This is a genomic window from Asticcacaulis sp. MM231, assembly GCF_964186625.1.
GTDB lineage: Bacteria > Pseudomonadota > Alphaproteobacteria > Caulobacterales > Caulobacteraceae > Asticcacaulis.
The window spans coordinates 3,324,064-3,337,036 of sequence record NZ_OZ075108.1; the positions used below are offsets into that span (position 1 = coordinate 3,324,064).

General features: G+C 60.9%; 12 protein-coding genes. 6 read left to right on the plus strand and 6 right to left on the minus strand.

From position 1 onward, the window contains the following. Window positions 1–246: 246 nt before the first annotated feature. Both ABQ278_RS16265 and ABQ278_RS16270 read left to right on the plus strand, forming a co-directional pair. Window positions 247–1,125 carry a DUF3034 family protein gene (locus tag ABQ278_RS16265; RefSeq protein ID WP_349320525.1) on the plus strand — a complete coding sequence of 293 codons (879 nt, stop codon included), beginning with the start codon at window positions 247–249 and terminating at the stop codon, window positions 1,123–1,125. A gap of 11 nt (window positions 1,126–1,136) precedes the next feature. Continuing rightward, complete coding sequence (locus ABQ278_RS16270) at window positions 1,137–1,619, plus strand: group 1 truncated hemoglobin (RefSeq protein WP_349320526.1); 483 nt, start codon at window positions 1,137–1,139, stop codon at window positions 1,617–1,619. Window positions 1,620–1,628: 9 nt separating this feature from the next. Here ABQ278_RS16270 and ABQ278_RS16275 read toward each other — a convergent pair whose 3' ends face one another. From ABQ278_RS16275 to ABQ278_RS16290, 4 genes are all read right to left on the minus strand, one after another. Further along, a complete protein-coding gene (locus tag ABQ278_RS16275) occupies window positions 1,629–3,425 on the minus strand; it encodes a protein kinase domain-containing protein (protein ID WP_349320527.1) in 1,797 nt (598 codons plus the stop codon). Window positions 3,426–3,499: 74 nt separating this feature from the next. Then, entirely contained in the window at window positions 3,500–4,708 is a 1,209-nt protein-coding gene (gene glp / locus ABQ278_RS16280; RefSeq protein WP_349320528.1) for a gephyrin-like molybdotransferase Glp, read from the minus strand. Beyond that, a complete protein-coding gene (gene moaB, locus ABQ278_RS16285; RefSeq protein ID WP_349320529.1) occupies window positions 4,708–5,277 on the minus strand; it encodes a molybdenum cofactor biosynthesis protein B in 570 nt (189 codons plus the stop codon). Before moaB ends, glp begins: the two co-directional genes overlap by 1 nt. A gap of 53 nt (window positions 5,278–5,330) precedes the next feature. Next, the gene (locus tag ABQ278_RS16290; protein ID WP_349320530.1) at window positions 5,331–6,761 is read right to left on the minus strand and encodes a mannitol dehydrogenase family protein; all 1,431 of its coding nucleotides are present in this window, start codon (window positions 6,759–6,761) and stop codon (window positions 5,331–5,333) included. Window positions 6,762–6,953: 192 nt separating this feature from the next. Here ABQ278_RS16290 and ABQ278_RS16295 point away from each other — a divergent pair, with 192 nt between their 5' ends. Further along, on the plus strand, window positions 6,954–8,003 hold the full coding sequence (locus ABQ278_RS16295; protein ID WP_349320531.1) for a LacI family DNA-binding transcriptional regulator: 1,050 nt from the start codon (window positions 6,954–6,956) through the stop codon (window positions 8,001–8,003). A gap of 83 nt (window positions 8,004–8,086) precedes the next feature. After that, window positions 8,087–9,499, plus strand: a complete 1,413-nt coding sequence (gene uxaC / locus ABQ278_RS16300; RefSeq protein WP_349320532.1) for a glucuronate isomerase — start codon at window positions 8,087–8,089, stop codon at window positions 9,497–9,499. Here uxaC and ABQ278_RS16305 read toward each other — a convergent pair. Next, window positions 9,496–10,377 carry a sigma-70 family RNA polymerase sigma factor gene (locus tag ABQ278_RS16305; protein WP_349320533.1) on the minus strand — a complete coding sequence of 294 codons (882 nt, stop codon included), beginning with the start codon at window positions 10,375–10,377 and terminating at the stop codon, window positions 9,496–9,498. The genes uxaC and ABQ278_RS16305 overlap by 4 nt on opposite strands. 107 nt (window positions 10,378–10,484) lie before the next feature. After that, a complete protein-coding gene (locus ABQ278_RS16310) occupies window positions 10,485–10,943 on the minus strand; it encodes a carboxymuconolactone decarboxylase family protein (RefSeq protein ID WP_349320534.1) in 459 nt (152 codons plus the stop codon). A 148-nt stretch (window positions 10,944–11,091) separates the two neighbouring features. Between ABQ278_RS16310 and ABQ278_RS16315 the strand changes: the two genes are divergently transcribed. Together ABQ278_RS16315 and ABQ278_RS16320 are read left to right on the plus strand one after the other, a co-directional pair. Then, entirely contained in the window at window positions 11,092–11,928 is an 837-nt protein-coding gene (locus tag ABQ278_RS16315; RefSeq protein ID WP_349320535.1) for a 2-keto-4-pentenoate hydratase, read from the plus strand. 19 nt (window positions 11,929–11,947) lie between these two features. Continuing rightward, a complete protein-coding gene (locus ABQ278_RS16320) occupies window positions 11,948–12,952 on the plus strand; it encodes a sugar kinase (RefSeq protein ID WP_349320536.1) in 1,005 nt (334 codons plus the stop codon). Window positions 12,953–12,973 lie beyond the last annotated feature (21 nt).

Consider the following 12,973-nt stretch of genomic DNA (forward strand, 5'->3'; position numbering starts at 1 on the left):
GCGAAGCGCAAGGCCAGGGCTAGGCGACCCAGGTAAGGCCTTACGGGATCATTAAAACTGAAACCAGTTGGCAGGGTTAGCACAGCAATTTTCCCACGTTCATTACATTTTTGTAAGGTGATGTGGCACGTGCGCCGCACCTGAGCGCAATCCTTGGGTTTTTAAGAAAAACGGCCCTGTCTCAAGCAAGCCTTAAGCTATCGATAGGAGGGTGCTGCCTGTCGACACATCCCAGAGGCTTCCACCTTGTTAAACAAAATCCTGTCCCTGCTGACCCTCAGCGCGGCCCTGACGTGCGGCAGCGCCGCCCACGCCAACTCGATTTTCACCTTTACCAGCGGCAAGCTTTTGCTCACCGGCGGCGTCAGCCAGGTCGAGGGTTCGGCCGGCGGCGGCCTGACGCCGTGGGCGGTGATCGGCAGCTACGGCTCGCAAAACCAGACCGGCGGCAATCTCTATTATACCGACGTCAACACACAGGACTACAACATCACATCCTATGGCGCCCTGGTCGGCATCCATGACCGCGTCGAGATCTCCTATGCCCGTCAGGATTTCGACATGCAGAAGGTCGGCACGGTGCTGGGCCTCGGTTATGGTTACACGATCTCGCAGGACACGATCGGTGTGAAGGTCAAGCTGCTCGGTGACGCCGTCCTCGAACAGGATAGCTGGCTGCCGCAGATCGCGGTCGGGGCGCAGTTCAAGTCGAACAAGAATGGCGCGCTGGTCAAAACGCTCGGCGCGCGTGACGATTCCGGCAGCGACTACTATGTCAGCGCCACCAAGCTCTATCTCAAATACGGCCTGCTGGCCAACGCTACCCTGCGCGCCACCAAGGCCAACCAGTTCGGCATTTTGGGCTACGGCGGCACCGATGACGATTACCACCTCCAGTTCGAAGGCTCTTTGGCCTATATGCTCAACCGCCGCACGGCCGTGGGCGTCGAGGTCCGCACTAAGCCGGACAATCTCGGCGTCGCCAAGGAAGGCGCGGCGGTTGATGCCTTTGTCGCCTATGCGCTCAACAAGCACCTTTCGCTCACCCTCGCCTATGCTGACCTCGGCCATATCGTTACGTGCCGTCAGTCGGGGCTCTACGCCTCGCTACAGGCCGGTTTCTAAGGAGCGCCGCCATGAAATATCTGTCTCTGGCCAAATGCCTGTCTCTGGCTGTCGCGGCCGCCCTTCTCAGCGCGCCCGCCCTGGCCCAGGAAATTCCCGCAGGGCCGCCTGGCGCCGCCACCGCGCCGGTTATCTCCGACGGCAAGCTCTTTGCCGAATTTGGCGGTCATGACGGTCTGGTCAGACTGATGGACGACTTCATGGTCATCCTGCTGGCCGATCCGCGCACCAAGGACTTCTTCGTCGCGGTCGATCAGAGGCGCGTGAAGGCCGAACTGGTGTCGCAAGTCTGCCAGATCACAGGCGGCGGCTGCACCTATACCGGCAAGGACATGAAGGTGGCCCATGCCAAGCTCGGCATCCACAAGGAAGACTTCATGGCGCTGGTCGAAGACCTGCAACTGGCCATGAACCGGAACGATATTCCCTTCACAGCGCAGAACAAGCTGCTGGCGGCCCTGGCGCCTCAGCACCGCGATATGGTGGTGCAGTAAGGCTCAAGTCTAGGTTTTTGGACGGGTGAGAAAGTCGATCACGGCCTGCCACCCATACTTCAGATGGACATGAAAGTCCGGAGCCAGCAGCATGGCCACGATCATCAGCGCCAGAACCAGGCTGACACCACGCCATATGCTAATCTGGTTGCGGCCGAGCCACGAATGCTTGCGGAAGAAGTCCGGCTCAGCGCCATGAGCGCCGGTTTCCAGCTTGAAAGCCATCTCAAAACCGTCCTGAAAGCGGTCCTGCGGATGGGGCGCCAGGGCTTGCAGGATCAGACTGTCGAGCCAGGCCGGGAGGTCGCGGCGGCGCGAGGTCAAAAGCTCAGGCTTGCTGAATTTCGGTGTCTGGCCGGTTTCGATCTCACCGAACGGATAGGCCCCGCCGGTAAACAGGCGATAGAGCGTCACCCCCATGGCGAAAATATCCGAGCGTTCATCCCCCGGCTTACCGTCAAAAAGCTCCGGCGCCTTGTAACTGGGGGTGCCGGGCACGAACAGGCTGTCCTTGTCGATGCCGGGAATCCGCGCTACCCCAAGATCGACCAGCTTGAAACCGCCTTCCGGCATCAGGATGATGTTCTCAGGCTTGACGTCGCGGTGGATGATGCCGGCGCGATGCAGCGATCCCAGCGCCTTGGCCAGCTTGGTGGCGATGGCTACGCCCTCCTCCAGCCGGATTTTCGGCGCGCGTGACAGGCGATGTTCGAGGGTCTCGCCGGCATAATAGGGCTGGGCGACATAGAGGCAGGTTTGGCGACCGGGCGCGATATCGAGCACCGAACCGATCCACATATGCTGGACGCGACTGGCCACCCAAGCCTCACGCATGAAGGCCGACCGCGCCGAGCTTTCCGAACCGATGGTGTGCGGCTTGGGAAATTTCAGAACGACATGCGGGCTGACGCCGGTGCGGAATTCGCGCATATCACGCGCGCGGAAAACGCGGCTATAGATGCCATCGGCCAGTTGGCGATCAAGGCGGAAGCCGTCGATGGTTTCGCCGGTATGAGGCGGCTCGATCATCGGCAATTTGGCGATGGCAAGGTTGAGATCTTCGATGGTGGCCGGCGGCAGGTCGATGACATCGATCACCATGGCCGTAGCGTTGTCATCGCCGCCATGGGCTAGGGCCATGCTGACCAGCTTTTGAGCCGTCTCATCGGGCGAGGTGCGGGCATCGAGCAGGGCCAGGATTTGCGCTTGGCTGACGAAGCCATGCACGCCATCCGAACACAGCATCAGGCGATCATGCGGGAAGATATCATGGGCGCCGTAATCAATGCGGATGGCCTCTTCGGCCCCGACCGCGCGCGTAATGAAGGAACTGCCGTCGGCGCCTTCGGGCTTATGGTCCTGCGTGAGGAGTTCGAGCTGACCCGCGCGCAGGCGATAGAGCCGCGTATCGCCGGCGTGGAAACTGTGCAGGCGGCGGCCCTTGATCACCACGCCGGTAAAGGCGGCGCACATGCCTTTCAGGTTTTCGTTCTTCTGGCCTTCACGGAAAAGCCAGTAGTTGATGCTCTCCAGCGCCCGCGCCGCCGTCTTGCGCGGCGACAACAGCTCCGACTGGCCGAGATAATCGTCGATAAAGGTGCGCACCGACAGCTCGGCCGCCACGCGCCCGCCCTTGCGACCCCCGACGCCATCAGCCAGCGCGGCGACAGCACCGTGAAGACGCTGGCCATCTTCCAGGCACAGGGCAGCGAAATCCTGATTTTCATCGCGTTTGCCGATATCGCTGGCAAAACCGGCGGCGATATCAAGCTTTGAATCAGGCGATGTCGGGGGCGTAGGGTTCATGCCCTATCTGTGCATCGGCGAACCACGTTCGTCCAGACCCGCGCGAACTTATGGCGTTTGGCGTGACTTTTATGTCAAAGCCGGTCGAGCGGGAGAACGATGACACGCGCACCGGTCTTCTGCGCCACAGCCCCCGCCGGCAGGCGGATGAGGGCGTCGGCGCGGGCGAAAACACCGACCAGCGACGAATCCTGGTCATCAAAGGCTGTTACCTGAAGCTGGCCATAGGACGAACTGGAGAGCTTCGCCCGCAGATAGGCCTCACGCGGGCCGGCCGGACCAAGGGCGCCCTGCACCAGAGCCGTGACGAAAGGCGACGTCGCCTCCATGCCCAGCGATGCTTCGATCCAGACTTTAAGAAACAGTTGCGCCGTCACGAAGGCCGAGGCCGGATTACCGGGCAGGCTCAAAACCCGCCGGTCATCCTCAAGAACACCAAAACTGGTCGGCTTGCCGGGGCGCACCTTGACGCTGTCGAAATCGAGCGTCAGGCCCAGTTTCGCCAGCGCCGGCTTGACCAGATCGTAGTCACCGACACTGGCGCCGCCCACCGTGACGATCAGGTCGGCCTTCACGCTTTTCAGCGCCTTGTGAATGCCCTTGGCATCATCGCCCTGCAGACCGAGACAGGACGCCTTACCGCCCCATTGTCGGATCAGCGCCATCAACGCGTAGGAGGCCGATTCATAGATTTGATCCGCCTTCGGATCATGTCCAGGCAGCACCAGTTCATCACCCGTGCAAAGCACGACGACGTGCGGTCGGCGGACGACCGAAAGCGTATCGCAGCCCGCTGCGGCCGCCAGAGACAAACGCCACGGATCGAGGCGCACGCCACGCTCCAGCAAGGTGTCGCCGGCCTTGAAATCCTGGCCGGCCTTGCGGATATGGGTTGGCATCGGCACGCGGCCATCCGGCGTCACCTCTATGATTTGCTCACCGCGGACGACGTTTTCCTGAATGACAATGGCGTCGCAATCGGCCGGCACCGGCGCGCCGGTGAAGATGCGCACCGCCTCGTCGGCCCCAAGGCGTCCTTCAAAGGCGCGGCCGGCCGAGCTTTCGCCGATCAAGGTCAGGGTCACCTGATCGCCGCTCAAAAAGTCCTTGCGCGTGGCGTAACCGTCCATAGCCGAGGCGTTGAACGGTGGCTGATCACGGCTGGCCAGCACCGGCCTGGCCAGCACACGGCCCATCGCCTTGCCGAGCGACACCTTTTGGTTACGCGCCTTCAAGGCCCGCGCGCGGACCAGGGTCAGCGCTTCGTCTACCGTTACCGCCATCAGCGTTCCTTCAAACGCGGCATCAATTCGACCATGTTGCACGGACCATGGCGGCTATCGAGCTGCCAGCGGATCACCTTGTCCCAACCGTCCTTGACCGCGCCGTTCGAGCCCGGCAGGCAGAAAATGAAAACACCATCAATGATGCCAGCCAGGGCACGCGATTGCAGGGTAGAGAGCCCGACCGTCTGGTAGCTCAGCATGTGGAATATGGTCGAAAAGCCTTCGATGCGTTTGTGAAGCAGGGGTTCGATGGCTTCGGGCGTTACATCGCGGCCGGTAATGCCGGTGCCGCCGGTGGTGACGATGGCGTCGATCGTGCCGGAATTGACCCAGCGCATGACGCGCTCGCGGATGGCGTCGATATCATCCCGCACGATGGCGCGATCCGCCAGCACATGACCGGCCGCTTCGACACGACGCGCCAGCACTTCGCCGGACGTGTCGCTTTCCTCGTCACGCGTATCGGAAATGGTCAGGACCACGACATTGACCGGCTTGAAGGCGCGGTCTTCATGCAGACGGCCACCGCCTAAAAACGCCCGTTCCGCTTCGCTGATCTCGCTCATACTGACCTCATCTGATTGTCTTATCTCAGATTTAGGCGCGTGGTCTCACGATCTCAAGCGAAAACACCCTCACGCGCCAACAGTTGCGTGTACGCGGCCTCGATCGCCGTGATGAAGGTGGTATCGGTCGCCAGATCTTGCGGGAATACGCTGCGCAGAGTCAGGAAACGGCTGACGTCCGACACATCATCCTGACAGGTCCTGCCGACCGCGATCAGATCGGTCGCCAGCGGGTCGGTCAGGGCGTCGCCCGTGAGGGCCTTGCTGCGGATAAAACGCATCCATGCCGCCAGAGGCAGCGACAGGCGGCGGATATCCTGACCGCGATCCAGCGCCTCTGTCAGCGAACTGAGGATACGGATAGGCAGCTTCTGCGATCCGTCCCAGGCGATTTGCGACAGCTTGTGAACAATGGCCGGATTGCGGAAGCGCTTAAGGATGTCTTCGCTGTAGGCGATCAGATCGAGTCCTTCGGGCGCTTCCAGCAGCGGCACGACATCTTCAATCATCAGCCCACGGACGATTTCGGCCAGTTCCGCATCCTTCATGGCCTCCGACACGCTCTCATAGCCGCGGTGCAGCCCCATATAGGCCAGGGTCGAATGCGGGCCATTGAGCAGGCGTAGCTTGGCGCGCTCATAGGCCGGCACATTGTCCGTCAGGGTAACGCCGACGCTCTGCCAGTCCGGACCGCCATCATGGACGTGCTTTTCAATAACCCACTGGGTAAAGGCCTCGCGCTGGATCGGCCAGGCATCTTCGAGGCCCACCACCGCCTGCACGCGTGTGCGCAACTCATCATCGGTGGCCGGGGTGATCGAATTGACCATGGTGCAAGGGCACTGCAATTCGTCCCAGATCCAGCGCGCAAATTCATTGTCCGACTGACCCGCGAAAACGGTCACAGCCGCCTTGAGGCGCTCACCGTTCTTCGGGAGATTGTCACAGGGGATCAGAACGAACGGCTTCAGGCCCTGCGCGCGGCGACGGCGCAATCCCTCCGTGACATAACCGATAAAGGACTTCGGCGTTTTGGGGTTCGCCAGATCGTGGACAATGTCCGGATGCTGAAGATCAAGCGAGAAATCGGGCGCCAGGCAATAGCCCTTTTCGGTAACGGTCGAGGTCACCAGCGATACCGACGGGCGGGTCAGGCGCTCAAAAACCGCTTCGATATCTTCCGGCCCCACCAGTACCTCGCGCATGGCGCCTATGACGCGATAGCTGATCTCTTCGTCGAGAATGGCCAGAGTGTAGAGCCCATCTTGAGGGGCCAGCGCATCGCGCACACCGGTCGAGTGCAGCGACACGCCGCAGATACCCCAGCTCGAATCGTTTTGCGCCAAGGCATCGAAATAGGCGGCCTGATGGGCGCGGTGAAAGGCGCCAGGACCAAAATGGACGACCCCGGCGGCAAGCGACGCCGGATCATAGGCGGGTTTCAGGGCTTTGGCAGCAGACAGCTCAGACAAGGACAGGCGCATTTAAACAGTAATCCCATGCTTACAGATGGCGATTTTGAGCAACGGCGCCACAAAACCAGGCGTCTGCAATCAGAGCACGCCATCGTCAAATCTTGATACCGGTGTCATAGGGCGTTGGCCGGCCTATTTCAAGAAATAATCCTGTTCAGTCAGCGCGAAGACCGCTAACCATGGCAAAACAAGCGACCAAAAATGACGACATACGACGACGATATCGAGGCCTTCATAACGAGCCGTAAAAAGGCGACCATCAATGATGTGGCGCGACTGGCGCGGCTATCTAAAAAGACCGTCTCGCGCGTCATCAACGCATCCCCCAGCGTGCGCGCCGGGACGCGCGATCAGGTCAACGCGGTTATCGACCGTATCGGTTTCCGCCCCGATCCGCAGGCCCGCGGTCTCGCCTTCCGGCGCTCTTTCCTCATCGGCCTGATCTACGATAATCCCAACGCGCAATATGTCGTCAACATGCAGCTTGGCGCGCTCGACGGCTTGCGCGGTTCCGGCACAGAACTCGTGCTTCACCCGTGCGACCGTCACAGCGACCAGTTCATCAAGGATATCCGCGACTTTATCGAGCTTCAGCGCCTGTCCGGCGTTATCGTCCTGCCGCCGATTTCGGAAGATAAGCGTTTGCTGGCCCTGCTCGAAGATCTGGACACCCCTTACGTGCGCGTGTCAGCGCTCCATCCGGCCACGACGACGGGTGGTCATGCCATTCTGTCAAAAGAGCGGATCGGTTGCCGCGCCGCCGGAGAACATCTGGCGCAGCTTGGCCACACACGGATCGGCTTTATCGCCGGCCCGGACGGCTACCTTTCGGCCAGCGAGCGCCGCGCCGGCTTCCGCGAAGGCCTGCAGGCCCACGGCCTCGATATCGAACCATCGCTGGAAGTGCAAGGCGATTACACCCTTGAATCCGGTCACGCCGCCGCGCTCCGCCTCCTGACATCCGATACGCGGCCGACGGCGCTTTTCGCCGGCAATGACGAAATGGCCATCGGCGCCTATAAGGCCGCGTTCGGGCTTGGCCTGCGCATCCCCGGCGATCTCAGCATCTGCGGCTATGACGACAGCCCGATGGCGGAGCGCGTCTATCCGCCACTCACCACCGTCCATCTTCCGACCCGCGACATGGCCAGAGCCGCCGTGCTGACCCTGCTGCGCAGCGAAGGCGCGCCGGAAGACGCCCTTATTTTTGAGTCCGCCCTTGTGGTGCGCCAGTCGACCGCGAAGGTTTGACGCCCGCACCTCGAAATAGGTTGTCAAAATACATGACACCGGTTACCAGTTTTTCATTATCGCCTTCATCTGGGTCGCGCGTCATGTCCAAGCCTTTATACCTCCACGAAGACCGCCTATTTTCCAGCGATCCCGCCCAACGCGCCATCGCCCGTGAGCTTTACAGCAGCGTCAAATTCCTGCCGATCCTGTCGCCGCACGGCCATACCGATCCGTCATGGTTTGCCGATAACCTGCCGTTCGAGAACGCCACGACACTGTTCCTGGCGCCGGATCACTACATTTACCGCATGCTCTACAGCCAGGGCATCGACATGGACGCGCTCGGCGTCGGCTCGAAAGACGGCCCCTCCACCGCAGATGCGCGCAAGGCCTGGCATATCTACGCCGCCCATCAGCACCTATTCCGCGGCACCCCGTCCTTCATGTGGATGAGCCATGTCTTCGGCGAGATCATGGGCTTTGAGGTGGCGCTTGATGCCAGCACCGCCGATCATTATTTCGACCGTATCGGCGAGTTGCTGGCCTTGCCTGAGTATCGCCCGCGCGCGCTGTTCGAACGCTTCAATATCGAGCTTCTGGCCACCACAGAAGGCCCGACGGATACGCTGGAGCATCACCAGAAGATCAAGGATTCCGGCTGGAAAGGTCGTGTGGTCACCGCCTATCGCCCCGATCCGGTCATCGATCCGGAGCATGAGGACTTCCACGACAAGCTGAAGATTTTCGGCGAGCTGACCGGCGAGGACGTCTATAGCTGGAAGGGCTATCTGCGCGCGCACCGCAATCGCCGTGATGTTTTCATGACCTACGGCGCCACCTCGACCGACCACGGCCACCCGACCGCGCAAACGGCCAATCTGTCGCATTCCGACGCCAAGGACCTGTTCCACCGTGTGATGAAAAAGCATGTCTCGCTGGAAGACGCCGAGCTTTTCCGCGCCCAGATGCTGACCGAAATGGCGCGCATGTCGCTCGATGACGGCCTGACCATGCAGATTCACCCTGGGAGCTTCCGCAATCACAACAAGCAGATCTTCGACAGGTACGGCCGCGACAAGGGCGCCGATATGCCCCTGCCGACTAATTATGTCCACGCGCTTAAACCGCTGCTCGATGCCTTCGGGAATGAAAAGAACCTGACGGTCATTCTCTTCACCTTAGATGAGACTAGCTACGCCCGCGAACTGGCGCCGCTGGCGGGTCACTATCCCATTCTCAAGCTCGGCCCGTCGTGGTGGTTCCATGACTCACCCGAAGGCATGATGCGCTTCCGCGAACAGGTCACCGAGACGGCCGGCTTCTACAATACGGTCGGCTTCAATGACGACACGCGCGCCTTCTTGTCGATCCCGGCGCGCCATGATGTCGCCCGCCGCATCGACTCGAGCTTCCTGGCGCGCCTGGTGGCCGAGCACCGTATGCCGGTCGAAGACGCCGCCGAACTGATCAAGGACCTGACCTATAATCTGCCGAAAGCGGCTTATAAGCTTTAGTGCAGCCTTGTCAGCTTGTCGGGGTTACGCTGAAACCAGATGGCGGAAATCCTGCCGTCGCTGATGTCCACGCTCAGGACGTCGGTATAGTCGTCGGCGTGCGTGGTCAGCAGCGCCATCACGCCATTGACCCGTTCATAACGCAGAGCCGTCGTCGTGTGGTTACGGAACTTCTGGTAGATGCCGGCCATGAAGGCGCCGACGCGGCGCTTGCCATCCAGGATATTGATCGCCGCCGACACCTTGCCGCCGCCATCGCTATACAGTTTCACGTCCTCGGCCAGCATGGCTTCCAACGCCAACATGTCTCCCTTTTGCGAGGCGATGACGAAGGCTTCAAGGTAACGCCGCTCATCGTCGGGCGTCACCTTGAAGCGCGGTCGTGACGCCCGGACATGCTGGCGGGCGCGGGCGGCAAGCTGACGGCAGCTCTCTTCCGAGCGCTCTAAGGTCTGTGCGATCTCGCTGTAACCGACATCGAAAACATCATGCAGCAGGAAGCTGGCGCGCTCCAGCGGCGTCAGGCGTTCCAGCGCATAGAGCAGACCGACCGACAGGTCTTCGGCCAGGTCTGTCGGGCCTGCCGGCGAGCCGGTAAAATCGCTGATATCGTGGAGCGGTTCGGGCAGCCATGGCCCGACATAATCGACGCGCCTGCGATGGGCGCTTTTCAGGATATCAAGGCAGAGGCGCGTCACGATCCGGGTCAGGAAGGCGCGCGCATTATCGATCTCTTCCGGATCTATATCCTTGACGCGCAGATAGGCGTCCTGCACGGCGTCCTCGGCCTCGCTGACCGTTCCGAGCATGCGATAGGCCACGCCTTGCAGGTAGCGTCGCTCGGTTTCAAACCACTGGATGTCGGATTTCGGGATCATGCTGATTTTTCAAGAAGGCTGATCCCCAGATAAGCCAGATAAGCACAGAGGCTTCCACGTATAAATCTATCTGTTCTTATCTGGCTTATCTGGGGACCTCTTAAACCTTATTCGGCGGGTTTATCATTGGCGTGCAGGAAACGCATCGAGATGGCGATACGGTTCCAGGCATTGATCATGGCGATGGCGATGGTGAGATCCGACATTTCTTTGTCGGTGAAGTGCGCTTTGACCTCGGCATAGGTCTCATCTTCGGCGCGATCGGTGGCGATGTGGGTCAAGGCCTCGGCCCATTTGAGAGCGGCGCGTTCCTTATCGCTGAACATGCGCAATTCTTCCCACGCCGGCAGCAGGTTGAGACGGGCAGGTGTATCACCGGCCTTGCGCGCTTCTTCGTAGTGCATGTGCAGGCAGAAGGCGCAGCCATTGATCTGCGACGCCCGCAGCTTGACGAGACTCAAGAGCTTCAGATCGAACGCGCCGTGCAGATAGGTTTCAACGGCGGCCATGCCGTTATAGCCTTCGGCAGCCAGAGCCGCAAGATTGAGGCGGTTGAAGTGGGTCATAGCAGTCTCCTTGGGTTGGGTTATGCTGATATGACGAGCCAGGTTTGGTGTCTGTGACACGGCCGGCGATTTTTTAGCGAAAAGCCGTATTAGGATTGATCGTGACACCGGTATCATTTAGATTCGCCCCATCATGAAAGATGTCACAATGCCCCATACATCCATCGCCGAGCGTTTTGTCACGGCCCGCAGATCCGCAACCGCCCTGTCCGATTATCCCGGTGACATTCCGGCGGCGATGACGGACTCTTACGTCATTCAGGACGCCGCGCTTGATCTCTGGCATCAAGAGCTTATCGGCTGGAAAATCGCCCGCCTGCATCCGGATTTTCAAGGCCCTCTGGGCACCGAGCGGATGGCCGGCCCGATCTTCAAACCGGCCTTCACCCCCTATACAGGGCCGATCATCTTTCCAGTCTTCACCGATGGTTTTGGTGCGATCGAGGCCGAATATGTGCTACGTATCGATCATGACGCCGATCCGGAAAAGACAGACTACAGCGAGGAAGAAGCCCTGCGCCTGTGCGATGCCCTCTTCGCCGGCATCGAACTGGCGGGCTCTCCCCTGCCGACCATCAATAGTCTGGGGCCAACCGTGACGGCTTCGGATTTTGGCAACAATTTCGGCCTGGTGCTGGGGCCGCGCCTGCTCGACCTCGATTCCGACACGACGCCGCACACCCTGGGCGAAGATGCGCTCAAAGCCTTCCAGTCGAAGTGCGAAATTGATGGCGAGGTGGTCGGCACCGGCGGCCTGTTCATCATGCCCGGTGGCCCCCTGAAGGCGCTGGCCTGGCTCGCCGGACATCTGGCCGCGCGCCAACGCCCTCTCAAGCGCGGCATGTTGATCTCTACCGGCCAGACGACCGGCGTGCATCGCATCTTCCCCGGCCAGTCCGCGGTTGTCAGCTTTTCGGGGCACACCGAAGCCTCGCTGGACCTGAAGGCCGTAGCGCTTCAGCCCGGCGCCCCCGAAATATCCTAAGACCAACAGGAAATACCTCATGCCCGCCACCGCCCCCTTCGTTTGTTTCGGTGAACTGCTGATCCGCCTGACCGTCACCGGCGGGCACCTGTTGGAAGCGCTGTCGCCTCTGCAACCCGTCGTCGGGGGCGCCGAGGCCAATGTGGCGGTTGGTCTGGCGCGACTGGGACACGACACGCGCATGGTCAGCGTGGTGGCCGACAATGCGCTGGGCGTGGCGGCGGTCAATGAACTGCGGCGCTGGGGCGTCGATACCCGCGCCGTGACCAAAGCTCCGCAACGCATGGGGCTCTATTTCCTGACACCCGGCGCCATCCACCGTCCGTCGGATATCGTCTATGACCGCGCTGACTCAGCCTTCGCCCTGGCTGATTTCAGCGAACTCGACTGGCCGGCCCTGCTGAAAGGCGCTGGCTGGCTGCACGTCTCCGGCGTGACGGCGGCGCTGGGTGAAAACTGTGTTCGCGCCGCGCTCGACGCCATGAAGGTCGCGCGCAAAGCTGGCGTCAGGGTATCGTTCGATTGCAATTACCGACAGAAACTATGGGCCGAATGGAGCGCCGATGCGCCCGCCTACATTACGCAACTCATGCAGCAGGCCGATCTGATCTTTGGCGGCTACCGCGACATCGAACTGATCAGCGGCCAGCGCTTTAATGACGAGCGCGAAGCGGCCGATCACGCCTTTGCCGCCTTCCCGCATCTGCAACGTCTGGTCTGCACGCGCCGCGAACAGGTCAATGTCGATCACAACCGCCTGACGGGGCTTATGTATACGCGCGAGCGGTCGCTGGAAACCGACACGCACAATATTGAGCAGATCGTCGATCGCATAGGCGGCGGCGATGCCTTCGCCGCCGGCGTCATGCACGGCCTTCTGACGGGTACGGACGATGAAAAGGCGCTCGATTATGGCATTGCCTGCGCCTGCCTGAAACACGCCCAGCCGGGTGACGCCAGCCTGGCCACGCCCGCCGATCTGGACACCTTCCTGAGCGACGACGGCTTCGACGTAAAGCGCTAAAAATTTATAGGTGCAGGGTCC